This is a genomic window from Burkholderia sp. AU45388 (assembly GCF_030481585.1).
GTDB classification, from domain to species: Bacteria; Pseudomonadota; Gammaproteobacteria; order Burkholderiales; family Burkholderiaceae; genus Burkholderia; species Burkholderia sola.
This window is the reverse complement of the sequence record NZ_JAUJPV010000021.1, coordinates 117,165-139,641: the sequence shown is the minus strand read 5'-3', so window position 1 is coordinate 139,641 and position 22,477 is coordinate 117,165. Positions and strand designations below refer to the sequence as shown.

The following is a 22,477-nucleotide window of genomic DNA, read 5'->3' as shown; positions in this document are numbered from 1 at the left end:
GCAGTTCAGGCAGCGGCCCGCGAGCCGCCGCCTGACGCGCTACAGTTTGCCGTTTCTTCTTCATTGGCATATCCATGACTTTTACACCTCATGATATGCCTCGCCCACGAAATCACGGATAGGTCCCGACAGGAAGGCGGTGCGCGCCGATTCGCGCACACCGCCACGGAGGGACGTCGTTCGCCCTCATTCCCCCATCGCCACGCCTTCGCGCCGCGGGTCCGCCCCGCCGAACCACACCGTCTGCCCTTGCACGTTCAGCCGCTGGATCCCCTGCAGCCCCGAGTTCATCTCGACGATCCGCACGTCGTGCCCGCGGCCCTTCAGCCCGTCGGCGAGCGCGTCCGACACGCGCCCGCGTTCGAGTTGCGTCGGCCCGTTCATCGACCCGAAGTTCGGCAGCGCGATCGCCTGCTGCATCGTCATCCCCCAGTCGAGCACGCCGACCAGCGTCTTCGCGACGTGGTTGATGATCGCCGGGCCGCCGGCCGAGCCGACGATCATCGTCACCTGCTTCGTCTTCTGGTCGAACACGAGTTCCGGCGACATCGCCGAGCGCGGCCGCTTGCCGGGCTGCACGCGGTTCGCGACCGGACGGCCGTTGTCGTTCGATACGAACGAGAAATCGGTGAGCTGGTTGTTCAGCATGAAGCCGCGCACCATCAGCCGCGAGCCGAACGCATCCTCGATGCTGGTCGTCATCGAGAGCGCCTGCCCGTAGCGATCGACGATCGCGATGTCGGAGGTCGACGGCCATTCGGGGCTGCGATCGTCGGCCAGCGCGAGCGTCGCGCCCTGCGGCGTGCCGGCCTGCGCGACGCCCATGCTGGCGTCGCCGATCAGCCGCGCGCGCTGCGCGAGATAGGTCTTGTCGGTGAGGCTCGCCCAGTTGCCGCCCGGCAGCGGCACGAAATCGGGATCGGCCACGTAGCGTGCGCGGTCCGCATACGCGAGGCGCCCGGCTTCGCTGAACAGGTGCGCGGCGAACGGCGTCGGCTCGTAGCCGACCTCGTTGCGCACCGGCTTCTGCGCGCCGATCTGCTGCCAGTCGGGCATCGCTGCGAGGATGCCGAGCATCTGCGCGATCGCGAGGCCGCCCGACGACGGCGGCGGCATCCCGCACACGACCGAGCGCCGGTAGTCGGCGCACAGCGGCGCGCGCACCTTTGCCTTGTAGCGCGCGAGATCCTGCAGCGACAGCAGTCCCGGGTTGGTCGGGTGCTTGCGCACCTTCGTGACGATGTCGCGCGCGATCGCGCCGCTGTAGAACGCGTTCGCGCCGCGGTCGGCGACCTGGCGCAGCACCGTCGCGAGCGCCGGGTTCTTCAGCACCGTGCCGGCGGCCTTCGGCGTGCCGTCGGCGTTGTAGAAGTACGCGCGGGCGGCCGGGTCGTTGCTCAGGTACTTGTCGTTCGCGATCAGCATCGCCAGGCGCGGGCTGATCGTGAAGCCGCGCTCGGCGAGCCGGATGGCCGGCTGGAATAGCCGGCGCCACGGCAGCTTGCCGTGCGCGCGGTGCGCGGCCTCGAGCATGCGCAGCACGCCCGGCGTGCCGACCGAGCGGCCGCCGACGACGCCTTCGTAGAAGCCCATCGGCTGGCCGGTCGGCCCGTAGAAGAGGCGCTCGGTCGCGGCGGCCGGCGCGGTCTCGCGGCCGTCGTACGCCTGCGTCGCCTTGCCGTCGAAGTACAGCATGAACGCGCCGCCGCCGATGCCCGACGATTGCGGCTCGACGAGCGTGAGCACCATCTGCGTCGCGATGGCCGCGTCGATCGCGGTGCCGCCGGCCTTCAGCATGTCGTAGCCGGCTTGCGTCGCGAGCGGGTTCGCGGCCGCGATCATGAAGTGCTGCGAGGTCCAGCCCGGCTTGTCGGTCCAGCCGGACGACAGTTCGGGCGCGTGAACGCCCGGCAGCGGGACGGCCGCGCCCGATGCAGCGGCGACCGGGACGACGGCGCCCGACGGCGCGGACGGGGACGTGCAGCCGGCATTGAACGCGACGAACGCGACGACGGCGAGCAGCGTCCAGGGACGCGAATGCGGACGAATCCGGTCGAACATGGAACCCTCGGCAGCAGTGAATTCGAAGGAGACGGCGGCGTCGATGTTGAGGTTGACGTCGGCGCGGGCGCAACGGCGCTGCCCGCCCCGGCGCGCTATTGTCACCGCGTGCCCGGCGGCTTGTCATCCGACAGGAAACCCTGACGCACCCCGCCGGGCCCGCCCCGGCCGGTCTTTCCGGCCTGTTCGAGGATGAACTCTATGAACGTCGACGTCGCGCGCGTGTGGTGGCGGTTCGGCATGTAGAGCATGTACATGTGGGTGCCGAAGATGCTGAGCCGGTACGCGTCGAGCGACGTGACGACGGCGCCGTGCCGCAGGTCGTCCTGCATCACGTAGTCGGGCACGATGCCGACGCCGATCCCCGCGAGGATCGCCTGGCGCAGGAACAGGAAGTTCTCCGAAATCAGCGTCGGCTCGAGCAGCACCTCGTGGCGCTCGTCGCCGAGATACGCGGCGATTCGCAACTGCCGCCCCAGCACCGTCGCGGTGACGACCGGCGCGGCGGCCAGCGCGCCGAGGCTCGCCGGCATCCCGTGGGCGGCCGCGAACGCGGGCGACGCGCAGGCGACGTAGCGCACCGCGCCCATGTCGCGCGCGACGAGGTTCTGCGGCGGCTCGGACATCACGCGGATCGCGATGTCGACTTCGTCGCGCATCAGGTCTTCCACGCGATTCTCGAACACCACGTCGAGCACGATGCCCGGATGCCGCCGCTTGAACGCGAGCAGCCAGTCGGACATCACCATCTGCCCGTAGCCGCTCGGCACCGACAAGCGCACGCGGCCCTGCAGGTCCTGGCCGAGCGTCGTCACCGATTCCTGCGCGGCGAGCAGCTCGTTGCGGATGCGCCGGCCGTGCTCGTACAGCTTCAGCCCGATCTCGGTTGGCTCCATGCGCCGCGTCGTGCGCCGCACGAGCTGCTGCCCGATCGAGCGTTCGAGCTGGTTCAACCGGTAGCTGACGTTCGCGCGGCTCATCTTGAGCCGCTGCGCGGCCTTGCTGAGATTGCCGGCATCGAGGATCTCGACGAGCAGCGTCAGCGCGTTCAGGTCCATGCGGGGTGTCTCCTGATCCGTCCCGTTAATCGATCCAAAGCGGCCCGAAGCGATCCGAAACGGTCGGAAAGCATTCAGTGTCAAGCCAGACTTGACAGCTTGTAAAGGCGTGCGGGAATTGTCAACGAATCTCGATCAATCGAGAATCGAGTCATGCCCGGCAACCACGCCGGACCGTTTCCCGCGCCGCCCGAACCGGCTCGCGCACCGGCGCTGCCGGCCCGCGCGACCGGTTCCCGCCGCCCGGCGCACCGCACGACTGGAGACACGATGAATTCCACCGCTTCCCCCGCCAGCCCCACGGCCGGCACCGTCACGCGCGAACGGCGCGACAAGGTGCTCGTCGTCACGATCGACCATCCGCCCGTCAACGCGCTGTCCGCCGACGTGCGGCGCGGCCTCGCCGACGTGCGGCGCGGCCTCGCCGACGCGATCGACGCCGCGCACGCCGACGACGCGATTCGCGCGGTGCTGATCGTCGGTGCCGGCCGCAACTTCATCGCGGGCGCCGACATCCGCGAATTCGGCAAGCCGCCCGTGCCGCCGTCGCTGCCCGACGTGTGCGAACGGATCGAATCGGGGACCAAGCCGGTCGTGGTCGCGCTGCACGGCGCGACGCTCGGCGGCGGCCTCGAGGTCGCGCTGGCCGCGCATTACCGGCTCGCGGTGCCCGGCGCGAAACTCGGGCTGCCCGAAGTGACGCTCGGCCTGCTGCCCGGCGCGGGCGGCACGCAGCGCGCGCCGCGCCTGATCGGCGCGAAGGCCGCGCTCGACCTGATGCTGACGGGCCGTCATGCGAGCGCCGAGGAAGCGCTCGCGCTCGGCCTCGTCGATCGCCTCGCGCACAGCGACGACACGCTCGCCGAAGGGCTCGCGTATGCGCAGGAACTCGTGTCGCTCGGCGCGCCGGTGCGTCGCACGCGCGACGCGCAGGGCCTGGCCGACCGCGCGGCCGCGCAGGCCGCGATCGACGCGGCGCGTGCCGAGTTACCGAAGAAATCGCGCGGGCTCTTCTCGCCGGCGAAGATCGTCGACGCGGTCGAGGCCGCGCTCACGCAGTCGTTCGACGCGGGGATGAAGTTCGAACGCAGCCTGTTCCTGCAGTGCCTCGACAGCCCGCAGCGCGCGGGCCTCGTGCATGCGTTCTTCGCGGAACGCGAGGCGGCGAAGGCGCCGGAGGCGCGGCGTGCGAGCGCACGGCCGGTCGAGCGGATCGGCGTGGTCGGCGGCGGCACGATGGGCGCGGGCATCGCGGTCGCGGCGCTCGACGCCGGGCTGCCGGTGACGATGATCGAGCGCGACGACGCGTCGCTCGCGCGCGGCCGCGCGCACGTCGAGAAGGTGTACGACGGCCTCGTCGCGAAAGGCCGGATGACGCCGGCCGCCCACGCGGCGCGGCTCGCGCGCTTCAAGGGCAGCACGTCGTACGACGCGCTCGCGCAGGCCGACGTCGTGATCGAGGCCGTGTTCGAGGACATGGCCGTGAAGCAGGCCGTGTTCGCCGAACTCGCGCGCGTGTGCAAGCCGGGCGCGGTGCTCGCGACCAATACGTCGTATCTCGACATCGACGCACTCGCCGCGAGCATCGACCGGCCGGCCGACGTGATCGGCCTGCATTTCTTCTCGCCGGCCAACGTGATGAAGCTGCTCGAGATCGTGGTGCCGAAGCGCGCGAGCCCGGACGTCGTCGCGACCGCGTTCGCGCTGGCGAAGCAACTGAAGAAGACGCCGGTGCGCGCGGGCGTGTGCGACGGCTTCATCGGCAACCGGATCCTCGCCGTCTATCGGACGGCGGCCGACTACCTGATGGAGGGCGGCGCGTCGCCGTACCAGATCGATCGCGCGGTGCGCGCGTTCGGCTTCCCGATGGGGCCGTTCCAGGTAGTCGACCTCGCGGGCGGCGACATCGGCTGGGCGACCCGCAAGCGCCGCGCGGCGACGCGCGATCCGAACGCGCGCTACGTGGCGATTTCCGACCGGCTGTGCGAGCGCGGCTGGTTCGGGCAGAAGACCGGCCGCGGCTACTACCTGTATCCGGACGGCGCGCGCGTCGGCACGCCGGACCCCGAAGTCGAAGCGATCGTCGCCGAAGAGCGTGCGAGGAAGGGCGTCACGCCGCGCACCTTCACCGATGAAGAAATCCTGCGCCGCTACCTCGCCGCGATGATCAACGAAGGCGCGAACGTCGTGCACGAGAAGATCGCGCTGCGCCCGCTCGACGTCGACGCGGTGTTCCTGTACGGCTACGGCTTCCCACGCTATCGCGGCGGCCCGATGCACTACGCGGACACGGTCGGCCTCGCGAACGTGCTCGCCGATATCCGCGCGTTCGCGAACGAAGATCCGCTGTTCTGGAAGCCGTCGCCGCTGCTCGTCGATCTCGTCGCGCGCGGCGCGGATTTCGCGAGCCTGAACCGCATCGACTGAACGCCCACCGCATTCGCCACGGACCCACGATGGACCTCGATTTCACTCCCGAAGAGGAAGCGTTTCGCACGGAAGTGCAGCGCTTCCTGCAAGCCGAACTGCCCGAGCGCATCGCGCGCAAGGTGAAGGGCGGCCTGCACCTGACGCGCGACGACATGCGCGAATGGCATGCGACACTCAACGCGCGCGGCTGGCTCGCGAGCCACTGGCCGCGCGAATACGGCGGCCCCGGCTGGAGCGTCGCGCAGAAATTCCTGTTCGACAACGAATGCGCGCTTGCCGGCGCGCCGCGCATCGTGCCGTTCGGCGTGAACATGCTCGGCCCCGTGCTGATCAAGTACGGCAGCGAAGCGCAGAAGCGCCACTGGCTGCCGCGCATTCTCGACGGCACCGACTGGTGGTGCCAGGGCTATTCGGAGCCGGGCGCCGGCTCCGATCTCGCGGCGGTGAAGACGAGCGCGGTGCGAGGTGTGGACGCGCAGGGCGATCACTACGTCGTGAACGGCCAGAAGACGTGGACCACGCTCGGCCACTACGCGAACATGATCTTCTGCCTCGTGCGCACCGCGACCGACGTGCGCAAGCAGGAGGGCATCAGCTTCCTGCTGATCGACATGAACACGCCGGGCGTCGAGGTTCGCCCGATCATCACGCTCGACGGCGAGCACGAGGTGAACGAGGTGTTCTTCACCGACGTGCGCGTGCCGGTGGAAAACCTCGTCGGCGAAGAGAACCGCGGCTGGACCTACGCGAAATACCTGCTCACGTACGAGCGCACCAACATCGCGGGGATCGGCTTTTCGACTGCGGCCCTCGACCGGTTGCGCGCGGTCGCCGCGAAAGTCGCGAAGCACGGCCGGCCGCTCGCCGACGATCCGTTCTTCGCGGCGCGGCTTGCCCGCGTCGAGATCGAGCTGGAAAACATGCGCACGACCAACCTGCGCGTGCTGGCCGCGGTCGCGGGCGGCGGCGTGCCGGGCGCGGAAAGCTCGATGTTGAAGATCCGCGGCACGCAGATCCGCCAGGAGATCACCGCGCTGATGCGGCGCGCGATGGGGCCGTACGCGCAGCCGTTCGTCGAGGAAGCACTCGATGCCGATTACGACGGCGAGCCGGTCGGCCCGGAAGAGGCCGCGAGCGCCGCGCAGCAGTATTTCAACAACCGCAAGCTGTCGATCTTCGGCGGCTCGAACGAGATCCAGAAGAACATCATCGCGAAGATGATGCTCGGGCTGTAAGAGGGACGCGACGATGGATTTCCAGCACACAGAAGACCGCCGGATGCTGGCGGACACGTTGAACCGCTTCATCGCCGAACAGTACGCGTTCCCGGTGCGCGAGCGCATCGCGCAGTCGGCCGAAGGCTTCGACCGCGCGATGTGGCGGCGCTTCGCCGAACTCGGCGCGGTCGGCGCGCTGTTCGCCGAAGCCGACGGCGGCTTCGGCGGCGCGGGCTTCGACATCGCCGTGGTGTTCGAATGCCTCGGGCGCGGGCTCGTCGTCGAACCGTTCCTCGGCGCGCTGCTCGTGGGTCGTGCGCTCGCGCTCGCCGGCGGCGATGCGCATCGCGAGCGGCTCGCCGCGCTGATCGACGGCAGCGCGAGCGCCGCCTTCGCGCACGACGAACCGGGCTCGCACTACGAACTGACGACGGTGCGCACGCGCGCCGAACGGTCGAGCGACGGCTGGGTGCTGACGGGCGCGAAGGGCGTCGTCGACCAGGCCGCGCGGGCGGCGTTCTTCGTCGTCAGTGCGCGCGTGTCGGGCAACGACGACGACGCGGCCGGCATCGGCCTGTTCGTCGTGCCGGCCGATGCGCCGGGCGTGTCGCTGCGCGATTACCGGAAGATCGACGGCGGGCGCGCGGCCGAAGTGCGCTTCGAGCGCGTCGCGCTGCCGGCCGATGCCGCCCTGGGTGCGCCGCACGCGCACGACGGCGAAGCGGGCGCCGAACTGCTCGAACGCGTGCTCGGCTACGGGCTGCTCGCGCTGTCGGCGGAAGCGCTCGGCGCGATGGACGTCGCGAAGGAGCACACGCTCGACTACCTGCGCACGCGCAAGCAGTTCGGGCTGCCGATCGGCAGCTTCCAGGCGCTGCAGCACCGGATGGCCGACCTGCTGCTCGAAGTCGAGCAGGCGCGCTCGGCGGTGATCAACGCGGCCGCGCAGCTCGATGCGCCGCGCGCGGTGCGCGAACGCGCGCTCGCGGCGGCGAAATACACCATCGGCCGGATCGGCACGCTCGTCGCGGAAGAAAGCATCCAGCTGCACGGCGGGATCGGGATGACGTGGGAGCTGCCGCTGTCGCATTACGCGAAGCGTCTCGTGATGATCGATCATCAACTTGGCGACGAGGATCACCATCTCGCGCGCTACATCGCGCTGTCGAAACCGCTGTCGAAACCGCTGTCGACACAATAACGGCGCGCAAACGCGCATGGAGGAGACAACGATGACGAACGACACGCGCGCGCTGCCGCTGGCCGGCGTGAAGGTGCTCGATTTCTCGCGCGTGCTGGCAGGCCCGTGGTGCGCGATGGTGCTCGCCGATTTCGGCGCGGAAGTGATCAAGGTCGAGCATCCGGCGCGCGGCGACGATACGCGCGACTGGGGGCTGCGGATCGGCGACACCGAGACCACCTATTTCAACAGCGTGAACCGCAGCAAGCGGTCGACCTGCGTCGACCTGCAGACGGAAGCCGGCCAGCACATCGCGCGCGAGCTGGCCGCGCAGGCCGACGTGGTGCTCCACAACTTCAAGTGCGGCGCCGCTTCAGCTTCACGCTCGCCGCGTTGATGATCGCCACGTACTACGGCTTCATCCTGCTCGTCGCGCTCGCGCCGCACGTGCTCGCCGCGCCGCTGTACCGCGGCGCGACGACGACGGTCGGGATCGCCGCGGGCGTCGCGATCATCCTGGTCGCGATCGGCCTGACCGCGTGCTACGTGCTGCGCGCGAACCGTGCGTCGGTATGGGGCGACGTGCTGCACCACGCACGCGCGCCGGTGTTCCTCGACAACCCGGCGCTCGTGTCGGTGCCGCTCGCGTTCGTCGGGATCGTGGCCGGCTCGCTCGCGGATCGCGGCGAGCGCGCACGCCGCGAGCGCGACGCGTTCGCGCGGCAGGAGTGCTACGCGCAGACGGGCGTGCTGGCGAGCCGCGCCGTGCAGCACTGATTCATCCGATGAAACAATGCGTCCGTCCGGATCGCCGGACGGATATTTTCCAGAAATCCGGAATCCCGGATTTCCTTGCCTGCCGCATTATGGGAAATACAATGAAAACAATGGCTTGAGGGGTTTCGGAAACCTGGCATCGACCTTGCAATATAAAGCGCATGGCCGGCCTCCGGCCTGACTATTAAACCAAGGAGACAACCGATGACCAATGCCTTCCTCCCCCTCCGGATGTCCTGAGGCATCGCTTGTTGCGGCACGGCAGCCGCGCGGGCGAATGCCTTCTCCCCTGAGACATTCGCCTGCGCGCGTGACGCCGTTTCCACGGCTCATCCACTTCAGCAGGAACCATCGTGAAGAAGAAACCCTTCTACAAAGTGCTCTATGTGCAGGTGATTTTCGCCATCATCGTCGGCGTGATCCTCGGCCACTTCTACCCGTCGATCGCCACCGACATGAAGCCGCTCGGCGACGGCTTCATCAAGCTGATCAAGATGGTGATCGGCCCGATCATCTTCTGTACGGTCGTCACCGGCATCGCCGGCATGGAGGACATGAAGAAGGTCGGCCGCGTCGGCGGCAAGGCGCTGCTGTACTTCGAGATCGTGTCGACCTTCGCGCTGCTGCTCGGCCTCGCGGCCACGCACCTGCTGCGTCCGGGCGTCGGCTTCAACATCGATCCGGCGACGCTCGACGGCAAGGCCGTCGCGTCGTACGCGGCGAAGGCGCACGGGCAGTCGACGGTCGACTTCCTGATGCACATCATCCCGAACACGATGGTCGATGCGTTCGCGCAGGGTGAAATCCTGCAGATCCTGCTGATCGCGCTGCTGTTCGGCAGCGTGCTCGCGCACCTCGGCGAGCGCGGCAAGGTCGTGACCGACTTCATCGACGGCCTGACGCGCGTGCTGTTCGGCATCGTGCACATCGTCACGAAGCTGGCCCCGATCGGCGCGTTCGGCGCGATGGCGTTCACGATCGGCAAGTACGGCGTCGGCTCGCTGGTGCCGCTGCTCAAGCTGATCGGCACGTTCTATCTGACGTCGGTCGTGTTCGTGCTGGTCGTGCTCGGTGCGATCGCGCGCGCCACGGGCTTCTCGATCATCCGCTTCGTGTCGTACATCAAGGAAGAGATGCTGATCGTGCTCGGCACGAGCTCGTCGGAAGCCGCGCTGCCGCAGCTGATGGAAAAGCTCGAGAAGGCCGGCTGCTCGCGTTCGGTCGTCGGCCTCGTCGTGCCGACCGGCTATTCGTTCAACCTCGACGGCACCAACATCTACATGACGATGGCCGTGCTGTTCATCGCGCAGGCGACCAACATCGAGCTGACGTGGATGCAGCAGCTCACGCTGCTGGCCGTCGCGATGCTCACGTCGAAGGGCGCGAGCGGGGTGACGGGCGCGGGCTTCATCACGCTGGCCGCGACGCTGGCCGTCGTGCCGACGATCCCGCTGTCGGGCATGGTGCTGATCCTCGGCATCGACCGCTTCATGAGCGAATGCCGTGCGCTGACCAACATCGTCGGCAACGGCGTGGCGACCGTCGTCGTGTCGGCGTGGGAGAAGGAGCTCGACCGCAACAAGCTGCGCCAGGCGCTGAAGGGCGGCAGCGAAGTCGCGCCGACCGAGACGACGGCCGGCGTCTGACGCGATGAACGAGCAGGCGGCGGCACGGCTCGCCGGCCGTGCGGCCCGCGGCGGCCGGGGTATCGATGCGCAGGCCTATGACACAATAGGCGATCCGCATCGCCAGGAAGCCTCGACCGTGACGCGCCGCCTGCTCATCCTCGTCGTGCTCGCCGCCGCGCTCGTCGCGGCGTGCGCGCTCACGTGGACGGTCACCTGGCAGCGCGGCGTCGCCGAGCTGCAGCGCAATGCCGCGGTGCGCGTCGATCGCACCACCAACGCGCTCAAGAGCACGCTCGACCGCTACGAATCGCTGCCTTATCTGCTCGGCAGCCATCCGTACGTGCAGGATCTGCTCGCCGAGCCGAAGCGCGGCGACTACACCGCCCGCGTCAACCGCTATCTCGAAGATCTCAACGAACACGCGCACGCGACCGTCACCTACGTGATCGGCGCGGACGGCCTGTGCGTCGCCGCCAGCAACTGGCGCGCGCCCGACAGCTTCGTCGGGATCGAATACCGTTTCCGCCCGTATTTCCTCGATGCGATGAACGGCCGGGTCGGCCGCTTCTTCGGGATCGGCACGATCTCGCGGGACCCCGGCTACTACATCTCGCAGCCCGTGTGGCGCGACGGCAAGATCGCGGGCGTCGTGGTCGTGAAGCTCAACCTCGAATGGTTCCAGGGCGCCGATGCGTCCGAGCCGCTCGTCGTCGCGGACGATCACGGCGTCGTGTTCCTGTCGTCGGTGCCCGCGTGGAAATACCACACGCTGCGCCCGCTCACGGGGCCCGTCGCCGCGTCGATCTACGAAACGCGCCAGTACGCGCAGCAACCGGTCACGCCGCTGCCGCTGCGCGTCGAGCAGACGCTCGGCGCCGATGCGGAGATCGTGCGTCTGGGCGCCGGCCGGCGCGCGCCGCGCTTCCTCGCCAGCAAGCGCCGGATCGGCGAGCCCGACTGGCTGCTCGTCACGCTCGCGCCGATCGCGCCGATCGATGCCGATGCGCGCAACGCGACGATCGTCACCGGCTTCGGCTTCGTGTCGGTCGCGCTGCTCGCGTTCTACTGGCGGATGCGCCGCGCCCGCGTGCGCGAGATGATCCGCGGCCGCGCGCTGCTCCAGCAGGCATACGCGGAGCTGAACCGGCGCGTCGAGGAGCGGACGGCCGATTTGTCTGAAGCGAACGAGCAGTTGCAGAAGGAAGTCGGCGACCGGATCCGCGCGGAGCAGGAGCTGCGCGCCGCGCACGACGAACTGATCCAGGCGAGCAAGCTCGCCGCGCTCGGCCAGATGGCGGCCGGCATCACGCATGAACTGAACCAGCCGCTCGCGGCGCTGCGCAGCTTCTCGGACAACACGCGCGTGCTGCTCGATCGCGGCGAGCAGGCGGCCGCGCGCGAGAATCTCGAGGCGATCGCCGCGCTCACCGAGCGGATGGGCAAGATCACGAACCAGCTGAAGCTGTTCGTCGGCCGCGCGAAGCCGCGCAACGAGCAGGCGCTCGTCGTGCGTGCGCTGCGCAGCGTACTGTCGCTGCTCGACGAACGCCTGCGCGGCGTCGCGCTCACGCTGACGCTGCAGGACGCGACCGTCTCGCCCGCCCAGGACGCGCCGCTCGATCTGGCGCGAGACTATCCGGAACTCGTCGCGCGCTGTGAGGACCTGCGCCTCGAACAGGTGCTGATCAACCTGCTCGGCAACGCGCTCGACGCGGTGGCCGGCGTCGCGGCGCCGGCGATCGAGGTGACGATCGCGGTGTCGGTCGCGACGCTCGCGGTCGAGGTGCGCGACAACGGCTCCGGCATCGCGCCCGATTTGCTGCCGCGCCTGTTCGAGCCGTTCTTCACGACCAAGGAAATGGGGCGCGGGCTCGGGCTCGGCCTCGCGATCTCGTCGTCGATCGCGAGCGACGCGGGCGGCGCGCTGACCGCACGCAACGCCCCGTCGGGCGGCGCGCTGTTCGTCTTGACGCTGCGGCGCGCCCGCACGCATCATCCGGACTCCGTGTCCGAGCCGGCGGGCTCGCATTAGCGTGAGCAGGCCGTAGGCCGCAGGCCCGGTCGGCGAACGACCGGCATCAACGAGCGCCGCGCGCCCGCCGCGCGGCCTGTCAGGAGCAAGTGACCAAGATGGCCAACCGGCTGCAAGTGATCTATATCGAGGACGATGCGCTCGTGCGCCGGGCGAGCGTGCAGAGCCTGCAACTGGCGGGCTTCGACGTTGCCGGCTTCGAGTCGGCCGAAGCGGCCGAGAAGGCGATCGTCGCGGATACCGCCGGCGCGATCGTCAGCGACATCCGGCTGCCCGGCGCGAGCGGGCTCGACGTGCTCGCGCAGTGCCGCGAGCGCGTGCCCGACGTGCCGGTGATCCTTGTCACCGGGCACGGCGACATCTCGATGGCCGTGCAGGCGATGCGCGACGGCGCGTACGACTTCATCGAAAAGCCGTTCGCGGCCGAGCGCCTGATCGAGACGGTGCGCCGCGCGCTCGAGCGCCGCGAGCTCGTGCTCGAGAACCACGCGCTGCGGCGCGAGCTGGCCGGGCAGAACGTCGTCGCGCCGCGCATCATCGGCCGCAGCCCCGCGATCGAGCAGGTGCGCAAGCTGATCGCGAACGTCGCGCCGACCGACGCGTCGGTGCTGATCAACGGCGACACGGGCGCCGGCAAGGAGCTGATCGCGCGCAGCCTGCACGAGCTGTCGCCGCGCCGCGACAAGCCGTTCATCGCGGTCAATTGCGGCGCGCTGCCCGAGCCGATGTTCGAGTCGGAGATGTTCGGCTACGAGCCCGGTGCGTTCACCGGCGCCGCGAAGCGGCGCGTCGGCAAGCTCGAATACGCGTCCGGCGGCACGCTGTTCCTCGACGAAATCGAAAGCATGCCGCTCGCGTTGCAGGTGAAGCTCTTGCGCGTGCTGCAGGACGGCGTGCTCGAGCGGCTCGGCTCGAACCAGCCGATCCGCGTGAACTGCCGCGTGGTCGCGGCGGCGAAGGGCGACATGAGCGAGCTCGTCGCGGCCGGCACGTTCCGGCGCGACCTGCTGTACCGGCTCAACGTCGTGACGATCGCGCTGCCGCCGCTCGCCGAGCGCCGCGAGGACATCGTGCCGCTGTTCGAACACTTCATGCTCGATGCAGCGGTGCGCTACGAGCGGCCCGCGCCGGTGCTGACCGACCGGCAGCGCGCGAGCCTGATGCAGCGCGACTGGCCGGGCAACGTGCGCGAGCTGCGCAACGCGGCCGACCGCTTCGTGCTCGGCGTGGCCGACATGCCGCAGGAATCGGGCGCGGGCGACGACGCCGACAACGACCAGACGTTGAAGGAGCGCATCGAGCAGTTCGAGCGCGCGGTGATCGCCGAGGCGCTGAACCAGACGGGCGGCGCGGTCGCCGCGACGGCCGACCGGCTGCATGTCGGCAAGGCGACGCTGTACGAGAAGATGAAGCGCTATGGGCTGTCGGCGAAAGGCGAAACCGAGCGCTGAAAGGCAAACGGACCGCACTGCGGTCCGTTTCGCGGAGCGGGGCGCGGCGTGCGGCCCTGCGAGTCCTGTCGTGCGGTGCTCAGGCCGCGTTGCCGTCGAGCGCCTTCTTGAGCAGCGCGTCGAGTTCCGCGAACTGCGGCGCGCCGACGTAGCGCTTCAGGATCTTGCCGTCCTTGTCGACGACGAAGGTCGTCGGCGTGAGCTGCACGTTGCCGAACTGCTTCGCGACGCTGCCGTCGTCGAGCGCGACCTTGAACGGCAACTGGCGCGTCTGCGCGTAGTTCGCGACGTACATCGGCGAATCGTAGTTCATCGCGACCGCGACGAATTCCAGCCCCCGACCCTTGAAGCGATTATAGGTATCGACCATCTGCGGCATTTCCTGCATGCAGGTCGCGCAGCTCGTCGCCCAGAAGTTCACGAGGTAGACCTTGCCCTTCAGGTCGCCGGCGGTCGAGACCTTCTGGCCCGACAGCAGCGTGAAGGTCGCGTCCGGCACGCTGGACTTGCCGTTGAACGCGAAGAAGCCGGCGACGGCGATCGCCGCGACGACGGCGGCCGCGACGAGGTAGCGCACGGGGCCGGTACTGCGGCGGGCGGGAGGCGTGGTGTTCATCTGGTGCTCTCGGAGTCGATGACGCGGACGATGCAAAGGACGTCGAAATTCGGCGCTCATTTTAGCGCGAATGCGGCGTGTGCACCGGCGACGGCCGCACATCCCCGATTTCAGGTTCGGCGGATAATGCCAGTTTTGCCTGCTTCGATCCCCGCCATGCCGAAGGAAGTTACCGATTCGTTGCGCCCCCTTTTTCGCCCGCTGCGACACTTCGCCGCGCTGGCCTGCCTGAGCGCCGTGCTGGCCGCGTGCTCCCCGTCGTACGACTGGCGCACGCTGCACAACGACGCCGGCTACACGATCGACCTGCCGGCGAAGCCGACCGTCGAGGAGCAGCCGGTGGCGCTCGGCGGTACGTCGATGCCGATGCGGATGCAGGCCGCGCACGTCGACGGCGCGGTATTCGCGGTCGGCACGCTGACGTTGCCCGACGACCGCGACGATACGCGGCGCGCGGCGCTCGAATTCCTGCGCGCGGGGCTGTCGCGCAACCTCGAAGGCACGCCGCAGACGGCGTCGGTGCCCGTGCCGCTTGCCGCCGGCGGCGCGGTGAACGGGCTCGAGCTGCGCATCGCGGGCGCGGCCGCCGGCGGCGATCGCGCGCGCAAGACGATCGTCGCGCGGCTCGTCGCGCGCGGCCGGCACGCATACCAGGCCGTCGTGATCGCCGACGGGCCGCTCGCGCAGGAGCAGCTCGACCAGTTTTTCGGCTCGTTCAAACTCGATTGACGGCGGCCGGCGAGGGCGCTCAGACACGCTGTGACAACTGAAAGTTCATTCGCAGCTTTCGACGCTAATCGCCGGATTTTGCGAGGGTTTTTCGACTATCCACAGCGCATGTGGATAACTTTGTTGAAAAGTCCCGCGTATTTCCCGCACAGCCACGCCGGACGGCCTTCCGGCTCGTTTGGCCGCCCGTGCGCCGTTTGAGAAAAGTCAATCAAAACAACGGGATACGAATTCGGCCTGGCAAAGGCCGCGGCGACCCGCGATCCGGGGCCGGATTAGTGGAATTGTGTATAAGTCAAGTCTTGACAGCCTGATTTTGTCCTCCTCAAGCGCTCATAGCGCCGTCAGCGCACGCCGGTAGCGGATCGCCTCGGCGATCTGCGCGGCCGTCGGCAGCGGGTCGCCGGCCAGATCGGCGATCGTCCGCGCGACCTTCAGCACGCGGAAATACGCGCGCGCCGACCAGCCGAAGCGTTCGCCGGCCTCGCGCAGCAACCGCTCGCCTTCGTCGGTCGGCCGGCACAGGTCGTCGGTTTCGCGGCCGCTCAGCATGTGATTCGTCTTGCCCTGCCGCTCGAGCTGCAGCGCCCGCGCGTGCGCGACGCGGGCGGCCACCACGGCGCTCGGCTCGCCGGGCGCCGTCGCGCGCGACGCCAGTTCGGCCGGCGACAGCGCGGGCAGGTCGATCTGGATGTCGATGCGATCGAGCAGCGGCCCCGACAGCTTGCGCAGATAGCGGGCGGCCACGTCCGGCGAGCAGCGGCAGCGCCCGGACGGATCGCCGTGCCAGCCGCACGGGCACGGATTCATCGCGGCGATCAACTGGCACGCGGCGGGGAAGTCGGCCTGCTGGGCCGCGCGCGAGATCGTGATGCGGCCGGCTTCGAGCGGCTCGCGCAGCATTTCCAGCACGTGCCGGTCGAATTCCGGCAGTTCGTCGAGAAACAGCACGCCGAGGTGCGCGAGCGTGATTTCGCCCGGCTGCGGCGGATTGCGGCCGCCCACCAGCGCGGCGGCGCTCGACGAGTGATGCGGTGAGCGGAACGGACGGCGGCGCCACTGCGCGGGCGAGAAGCCGAGCCGGCTCGCGGACAGCAGCGCGGCCGAGGTCAGCGCCTCGTCGTCGGTCAGCGGCGGCAGGAGGCCGGCCAGGCGCGCGGCCAGCATCGACTTGCCGGCCCCGGGCGGGCCGACCATCAGCATGTGGTGGCCGCCCGCGGCCGCGACTTCCAGCGCGCGCCGCGCACCGCGCTGGCCGACGACGTCCGCGAGGTCGGGCGCGGCGGGCGCCGGCAGGCCGTCGAGGCAGGGCGCCGCGACCGGCGCGAGCCGTCCGTCGGGCGCATCGGCGAGGTGCGCACATAGCGCGGGCAGGTCGCGCGCACCGAATACGGTCACGCCCGGCACGAGTGCGGCCTCGGCGGCGCTGTCGAGCGGCAGGTACAGCTCGGGTGGACGCGATGTCGCGACGGAATCGCGCGAGGCGCCGGCATCCAGGCCCGCACCGCCGGCAAGGCCCGCGCCGGATGCGCCCGCCCGCCAGTCCCGCGCGGCGCCGCACGCCATCGCGAACGCGCCGCGCATCGGCCGCAGCGCGCCGGTCAGCGATAGCTCACCGGCGAATTCGCGGCCGGCCAGCGCGTCGGCGGGGATCTGGCCGTTCGCGGCGAGGATGCCGAGCGCGATCGGCAGGTCGAAGCGGCCGGATTCCTTCGGCAGGTCGGCCGGCGCGAGATTGACGGTGATGCGGCGCACCGGGAATTCGAATCCGCAGTTCTGCAACGCGGCGCGTACGCGCTCGCGGCTTTCGCGGACTTCGAGATCGGGCAGCCCGACGATCGAGAACGACGGCAACCCGTTGGCGAGATGGACTTCGACGGTGACGTCCGGCGCGCGGCCGGAGGCGGGCGCGCGACTGCGCACCACGGCGAGCGACATGGCGAGGCTCCTGCATGACAGGCGGCGACGGCCGTTCGGGGCCGCATGCCGCGGGAATCGGAGAAATCGGTGCGCGCTTGCCGGCGTGGCGCGGGGAAAGAACGAGGTGTTGCGAACGACGAACAGCGAAGAGCGATGGGCTGCGAAGAGCGGAGGTGCTGCGAAGAACGACGGACGCCGAAGCGCGGAGGAAGGTGGCGGGCGCGAGCCGCACGAGGCGGCCCGCGCCCGGACCTTGCGGCCGGGTGGGGCGTCAGGCCTGCGGCGCGGCGAGCTTCTGCTCGAGTTCCGCGACGCGCTTTTCGAGTTCCTCGAGGCGCACGCGGGTGCGGGCGAGCACCTGCGCCTGAGTGTCGAATTCCTCGCGCGTGACGAGGTCGAGCTTCGAGAAGCCTTGCGACAGCATGGCCTTCACGTTGCGCTCGACGTCCTTGGCCGGCGAGTTTTTCAGCAAATCGCTGACGCGCGACTGCAGATCGTTGAAAACGTCGCTGGGTTGCTTCATGTGATTCCCCTTCCTTGCACAAAAAATGTGCATCTTCAGTTGCGTACGTGCCCATGATGCACGCATGACCGGAAATGGTGCGCGCGGGGCGCGAATTCCGGGCATGGCGCCCGCATGGGTGAATGGCCCGGCGATCCGGGACGTGCGTGCACTCTAGCAACGATCCTTTCGCCGCGCCAGCAAACCGGCCGACGTTGGCCATTCGGCCGGGCTTTGGCGCCTTACACCGCGGGATACGACCCCGTTCCGAAGCCCTCCGAGACGGTGTTCGGGCCAACATGGCATGCGAGTTGCTGAGAAGAGTCCGTTACAACATTCCAACCAATTCGACGGGACAACCCAGCGAGAGGACTTCATGAAACTCATTACCGCAATCATCAAGCCGTTCAAGCTCGATGAGACGCGCGAGGCGCTGTCGGCGCTTGGCGTCTCCGGCATCACGGTGACGGAGGTGAAAGGGTTCGGGCGCCAGAAGGGGCATACCGAGCTGTACCGCGGCGCCGAATACGTGGTCGATTTCCTGCCGAAGATGAAGATCGAGGCGGCCGTGTCCGACGATCTCGTCGACCAGGCGGTGGAAGCGATCGAGCGGGCCGCGCGCACGGGGAAGATCGGCGACGGCAAGATCTTCGTCACGCCGATCGAACAAGTGATCCGGATTCGCACCGGGGAGACGGGCGCGGACGCGCTGTAACAGAACAGACTAAAGACAAGCGACAAGAGGAAACCCAAGATGCGCAAACTTCTGATGTCCCTGCTGATGGCCGGCTCGCTGATCGCGGCCGGCGTCGGTTCCGCGCTCGCGGACGACGCGGCGTCCGCCGCGGCTGGTTCCACCGCGGCCGCATCCGCGCCCGCCGCCACGGCTTCCGACGCATCGGCTGCCGCTGCCGCATCCGCGCCGGCCGCCCCGGCTGCGCCCGCCGCACCGTTCTCGGTCGATTCGTCGAAGATCAGCGCGGGCGACACCGCGTGGATGCTGACGTCCACCGCGCTCGTGCTGTTCATGACGATCCCCGGCCTCGCGCTGTTCTACGCGGGCATGGTCCGCAAGAAGAACGTGCTCGCCACCGTGATGCAGAGCTTCGCGATCACCGCCGTGATCACGGTGCTGTGGACGGTGGTCGGCTACAGCCTCGCGTTCACGCCGGGCAACGGCTTCATCGGCGGGCTGTCGCGCGTGTTCCTGCACGGCATGAACTACATCAAGGGCGACAAGGCGACCACGCTGACGGTCAGCCACCTCGCGACGACGATTCCGGAATCGGTCTACTTCGTCTACCAGATGACGTTCGCGATCATCACGCCGGCGCTGATCTGCGGCGCGTTCGCCGACCGGATGAAGTTCTCGGCGATGCTCGTGTTCATGACGCTCTGGTCGCTGATCGTCTATGTGCCGATCGCGCACATGGTGTGGGAGCCGACCGGCTGGCTGTCGGCCGACGGCGTGCTCGACTTCGCGGGCGGCACGGTGGTGCACATCAACGCCGGTATCGCGGGCCTCGTGTCGTGCCTGGTGCTCGGCAAGCGCGTCGGCTACGGCCGTGAATCGATGGCGCCGCACAACCTGGTGCTGACGATGATCGGCGGCTCGATGCTGTGGGTCGGCTGGTTCGGCTTCAACGCGGGCTCCGCGGTCGCGGCCGACGGCCGTGCCGGCTTCGCGATGCTGACGACGCAAGTCGCCACCGCCTGCGCGGCGCTCGGCTGGATGTTTGCCGAGTGGATCGCGAAGGGCAAGCCGTCGGTGCTCGGCATCGTGTCGGGCGCGGTCGCGGGTCTCGTGGCGATCACGCCGGCAGCCGGCTTCGTCGGCGTGGCGGGCGCGCTCGTGATCGGTATCGCGGCGGGCGTCGTGTGCTTCTGGTCGGCGACCTGGCTCAAGTCGAAGCTCGGCTACGACGATTCGCTCGACGCATTCGGCGTGCACGGCATCGGCGGGATTCTCGGCGCGCTGCTGACCGGCGTGTTCGCGGTCAAGGACATCGGCGGCTTCGACGGCAGCCTGCTGCTGCAGGCGAAGGGCGTGCTGATCACGCTAGTCTACAGCGGCGTGCTGAGCTTCGTGCTGCTGAAGCTGATCGACCTGACGATCGGCCTGCGCGTGACCGAAGAGGAAGAGCGCGAAGGCCTCGACGTGATCCTGCACGGCGAGCACGTGGAATAAGTCACACGAATCAACGGCGGGCCGCCGCGCAGACGGCGCCCGCTCCGAATGAGCGCAGCGACTTCGGCCCGCCTACCCGGCGGGCTTTTTTTCTCCTGTCGCCTCCTGCCGTAGCGGATAACCCTTCACTCTATCGGGTCAATAGCCGAAAACTCCCTCCCTATCCTTGTGAAGCCGGGAACAATCCCCAAATGGGCAAGGCAATTGCTCTACAATCTTCATTCTCCCGCTCGCGAGTGATTCATGGTTCCCCACCTCGTTACCGCGTTGAACGGTCCGCTGCTCGAACTCGAGCAGAAGATCCTCGACGCGACGCCTGCGATCGAACGCTGGTTCAGGCTCGAATGGCAGGAACACACCCCGCCGTTCTATTGTTCGGTGGACCTGCGCAATGCCGGCTTCAAGCTGGCGCCCGTCGACGCGAACCTGTTTCCCGGCGCGTTCAACAATCTGCCGTCCGAAGTGCTGCCGCTCGCCGTCCAGGCCGCGATGGCCGCGATCGAGAAGATCTGCCCGGACGCGAAGAATCTGCTCGTGATTCCCGAGCTGCCGACCCGCAACGCGTTCTACCTGGAAAACGTCGCGCGGCTCGCGACGATCATGCGCCAGGCCGGCCTGAACGTGCGCTTCGGCTCGCTCGACCCCAGCATCACCGACATGACGCCGATCACGCTGGCCGACGGCCAGAAGATCGTGCTGGAGCCGCTCGAGCGTTCGCAGCGCCGCCTTGGCCTGAAGAATTTCGACCCGTGCTCGATCCTGCTGAACAACGACCTGTCGGCCGGCATCCCGCCCGTGCTGGAAAACCTGCACGAGCAATACCTGCTGCCGCCGCTGCACGCGGGCTGGGCCGTGCGCCGCAAGTCGACGCACTTCGCGTGCTACGACGACGTCGCGAAGAAGTTCGCGAAGATGGTCGGCGTCGATCCGTGGATGGTGAATCCGTATTTCGCGCACGTGGAAGGCGTCGACTGGCAGGCGCATGAAGGCGAGCAGGCGCTCGCCGACGCGATCGACGGCGTGCTGAAGAAGATCGCGCGCAAATATCGCGAATACGGGATCAGCGAGAAGCCGTACGTCGTCGTGAAGGCCGACGCGGGCACCGCGGGCCGCGGCGTGATGACCGTGCACGACGCGGCCGAGATCGGCCGCATGACGAAGGCCGAGCGCGCGCAGATGGCCGAATCGAAGGCCGGCCTCGCGGTGCGCGACGTGATCGTGCAGGAAGGCGTCTACACGTTCGAGCGCGTTGGCGACGAAGTGGCCGAGCCGGTCGTGTACATGATCGACCGCTACGTGGTCGGCGGCTTCTACCGCACGCACGGCGGCCGCGAGCGCGACCAGAACCTGAACGCGCCCGGCATGCACTACGTGCCGCTCGGCTTCGAGCACACCGCGCTGCCGGATGCGGGCGCCAAGCCGGGCGCCGCGCCGCCGAACCGTTTCTACATGTACGGCGTCGTCGCGCGGCTGTCGCTGATCGCGTCGTCGATCGAACTGGAAAAGACCGACCCCGAAGCCATTCAGGTGTAACGGACCTTCGCTACGTACAGGACCCGCATGGACATTCTTTTTATCGCCGACCCGCTCGAGCGTTTCAAGATCTACAAGGATTCGACCTACGCGATGATGGCGGAGGCCGCCCGGCGCGGGCATGCGGTGTACGCGTGCGAGCCGCGCCACCTCGCGTGGACGGGCTCGGCCGTCGAAGCCGACGTGCGGCGCATCACGTTCGTCGGCGAGCTGGACGACCTGCATCGCGACACCTGGTTCGAAGCGGGCGCGGTCGACGCGCGCCGCCTCGAATCGTTCGGCGCGGTGCTGATGCGCAAGGATCCGCCGTTCGACATGGAATACGTGACGTCGACGTGGCTGCTCGAGCTGGCCGAGCGCGCCGGCGCACGCGTGTTCAACAAGGCGCAGTCGATCCGCGATCATTCGGAGAAGCTCGCGATCGGCGAGTTTCCGCAGTTCGTCGCGCCGACGCTCGTCACGCGCGATGCGAAGCGTCTGCGTGCGTTCCACGCCGAGCACGGCGACGTGATCCTGAAGCCGCTCGACGGGATGGGCGGGATGGGCGTGTTCCGCGTGAAGCCGGACGGCATGAACCTCGGCTCGATCGTCGAGATGCTGAGCCACGACGGCACGCGCTCGGTGATGGCGCAGAAGTTCATTCCCGAGATCAAGGCCGGCGACAAACGCATTTTGCTGATCGGCGGCGAGCCGGTGCCGTATTCGCTCGCGCGGATTCCGCAGGGCAGCGAAGTGCGCGGCAATCTCGCCGCGGGCGGCCTCGGCGTCGCGCAGCCGCTGACGGCCCGCGATCGCGAGATCGCCGCCACGCTGGGGCCCGTGCTCGCGTCGCGCGGGCTGCTGCTGGTTGGCCTCGACGCGATCGGCGACTGGCTGACCGAGGTGAACGTCACGAGCCCGACGTGCTTCCGCGAGATCATGGAGCAGACGGGCTTCGACGTCGCCGCGATGTTCATCGACGCGCTGGAGCGTGCGGCCGCGTAGGCCGCCTCCCGCGCAACCCCGGCGGCGGCCGCGCAGGTCCCCCGTCGCCGGAGCAGCTTGACCGGCCTGCTACAATGCCCGCTTGCCCGGTGCCGTGATCGGCGCACCGAAGGCCCGGCGGTCGGGCCGACACTGTTGCAAGGCTGAACATGAAACGTTTCCCACACTCGC

17 protein-coding genes and 1 pseudogene are annotated in these 22,477 nt (G+C 68.8%); 13 read left to right on the top strand and 5 right to left on the bottom strand.

The window, feature by feature from the left end:
• Positions 1–186: 186 nt before the first annotated feature.
• Together ggt and QZM72_RS27395 are read right to left on the bottom strand one after the other, a co-directional pair.
• The gene (gene ggt / locus QZM72_RS27400) at positions 187–2,061 is read right to left on the bottom strand and encodes a gamma-glutamyltransferase (protein WP_301739675.1); all 1,875 of its coding nucleotides are present in this window, start codon (positions 2,059–2,061) and stop codon (positions 187–189) included.
• Between the two features lie 101 nt (positions 2,062–2,162).
• On the bottom strand, positions 2,163–3,119 hold the full coding sequence (locus QZM72_RS27395) for a LysR family transcriptional regulator (RefSeq protein WP_301739674.1): 957 nt from the start codon (positions 3,117–3,119) through the stop codon (positions 2,163–2,165).
• A gap of 270 nt (positions 3,120–3,389) precedes the next feature.
• Between QZM72_RS27395 and QZM72_RS27390 the strand changes: the two genes are divergently transcribed.
• The 8 genes and pseudogenes from QZM72_RS27390 to QZM72_RS27355 all read left to right on the top strand — a co-directional run bounded on the left by QZM72_RS27390 (position 3,390) and on the right by QZM72_RS27355 (position 13,834).
• Complete coding sequence (locus QZM72_RS27390) at positions 3,390–5,546, top strand: 3-hydroxyacyl-CoA dehydrogenase NAD-binding domain-containing protein (protein WP_301739673.1); 2,157 nt, start codon at positions 3,390–3,392, stop codon at positions 5,544–5,546.
• 29 nt (positions 5,547–5,575) lie between these two features.
• Positions 5,576–6,784: an acyl-CoA dehydrogenase family protein gene (locus QZM72_RS27385; RefSeq protein WP_301739672.1), complete on the top strand. Its 1,209-nt coding sequence runs from the start codon at positions 5,576–5,578 to the stop codon at positions 6,782–6,784.
• A 13-nt stretch (positions 6,785–6,797) separates the two neighbouring features.
• Positions 6,798–7,967, top strand: a complete 1,170-nt coding sequence (locus QZM72_RS27380) for an acyl-CoA dehydrogenase family protein (RefSeq protein WP_301739671.1) — start codon at positions 6,798–6,800, stop codon at positions 7,965–7,967.
• 31 nt (positions 7,968–7,998) lie between these two features.
• Positions 7,999–8,307, top strand: a pseudogene (locus QZM72_RS27375) (CoA transferase); the annotation flags it as partial.
• Positions 8,307–8,723: a DUF485 domain-containing protein gene (locus QZM72_RS27370; protein ID WP_301739670.1), complete on the top strand. Its 417-nt coding sequence runs from the start codon at positions 8,307–8,309 to the stop codon at positions 8,721–8,723. The pseudogene QZM72_RS27375 and the gene QZM72_RS27370, both read left to right, overlap by 1 nt.
• A gap of 353 nt (positions 8,724–9,076) precedes the next feature.
• Positions 9,077–10,369 carry a dicarboxylate/amino acid:cation symporter gene (locus tag QZM72_RS27365; RefSeq protein ID WP_089468542.1) on the top strand — a complete coding sequence of 431 codons (1,293 nt, stop codon included), beginning with the start codon at positions 9,077–9,079 and terminating at the stop codon, positions 10,367–10,369.
• A gap of 4 nt (positions 10,370–10,373) precedes the next feature.
• Positions 10,374–12,383, top strand: a complete 2,010-nt coding sequence (locus QZM72_RS27360) for an ATP-binding protein (RefSeq protein WP_301739669.1) — start codon at positions 10,374–10,376, stop codon at positions 12,381–12,383.
• A 98-nt stretch (positions 12,384–12,481) separates the two neighbouring features.
• The gene (locus tag QZM72_RS27355) at positions 12,482–13,834 is read left to right on the top strand and encodes a sigma-54 dependent transcriptional regulator (protein WP_089468540.1); all 1,353 of its coding nucleotides are present in this window, start codon (positions 12,482–12,484) and stop codon (positions 13,832–13,834) included.
• Positions 13,835–13,913: 79 nt separating this feature from the next.
• Here the strand turns inward: QZM72_RS27355 and QZM72_RS27350 are convergent, their stop codons facing one another.
• The gene (locus QZM72_RS27350) at positions 13,914–14,450 is read right to left on the bottom strand and encodes a peroxiredoxin (protein WP_301739668.1); all 537 of its coding nucleotides are present in this window, start codon (positions 14,448–14,450) and stop codon (positions 13,914–13,916) included.
• Between the two features lie 156 nt (positions 14,451–14,606).
• Here QZM72_RS27350 and QZM72_RS27345 point away from each other — a divergent pair, with 156 nt between their 5' ends.
• A complete protein-coding gene (locus QZM72_RS27345; RefSeq protein ID WP_301739667.1) occupies positions 14,607–15,179 on the top strand; it encodes a hypothetical protein in 573 nt (190 codons plus the stop codon).
• Between the two features lie 333 nt (positions 15,180–15,512).
• On the opposite strand, the gene QZM72_RS27340 is transcribed toward QZM72_RS27345, so the two are convergent.
• Positions 15,513–17,117, bottom strand: coding sequence for a YifB family Mg chelatase-like AAA ATPase (locus tag QZM72_RS27340; protein WP_089468538.1), 1,605 nt, complete (start codon positions 17,115–17,117; stop codon positions 15,513–15,515).
• A 253-nt stretch (positions 17,118–17,370) separates the two neighbouring features.
• Positions 17,371–17,622: an accessory factor UbiK family protein gene (locus tag QZM72_RS27335; protein WP_006489451.1), complete on the bottom strand. Its 252-nt coding sequence runs from the start codon at positions 17,620–17,622 to the stop codon at positions 17,371–17,373.
• Between the two features lie 355 nt (positions 17,623–17,977).
• Here QZM72_RS27335 and QZM72_RS27330 point away from each other — a divergent pair, with 355 nt between their 5' ends.
• The 4 genes from QZM72_RS27330 (at position 17,978) to gshB (ending at position 22,306) form a co-directional block, all read left to right on the top strand.
• Positions 17,978–18,316 (top strand): P-II family nitrogen regulator, encoded by a 339-nt coding sequence (locus QZM72_RS27330; protein ID WP_006398175.1) that lies wholly within the window; start codon positions 17,978–17,980, stop codon positions 18,314–18,316.
• A gap of 39 nt (positions 18,317–18,355) precedes the next feature.
• A complete protein-coding gene (locus QZM72_RS27325) occupies positions 18,356–19,789 on the top strand; it encodes an ammonium transporter (RefSeq protein WP_089468537.1) in 1,434 nt (477 codons plus the stop codon).
• A 243-nt stretch (positions 19,790–20,032) separates the two neighbouring features.
• Complete coding sequence (gene gshA, locus QZM72_RS27320; protein ID WP_301739666.1) at positions 20,033–21,322, top strand: glutamate--cysteine ligase; 1,290 nt, start codon at positions 20,033–20,035, stop codon at positions 21,320–21,322.
• 27 nt (positions 21,323–21,349) lie between these two features.
• Positions 21,350–22,306 carry a glutathione synthase gene (gshB, locus tag QZM72_RS27315; RefSeq protein ID WP_301739665.1) on the top strand — a complete coding sequence of 319 codons (957 nt, stop codon included), beginning with the start codon at positions 21,350–21,352 and terminating at the stop codon, positions 22,304–22,306.
• Positions 22,307–22,477: the final 171 nt, after the last annotated feature.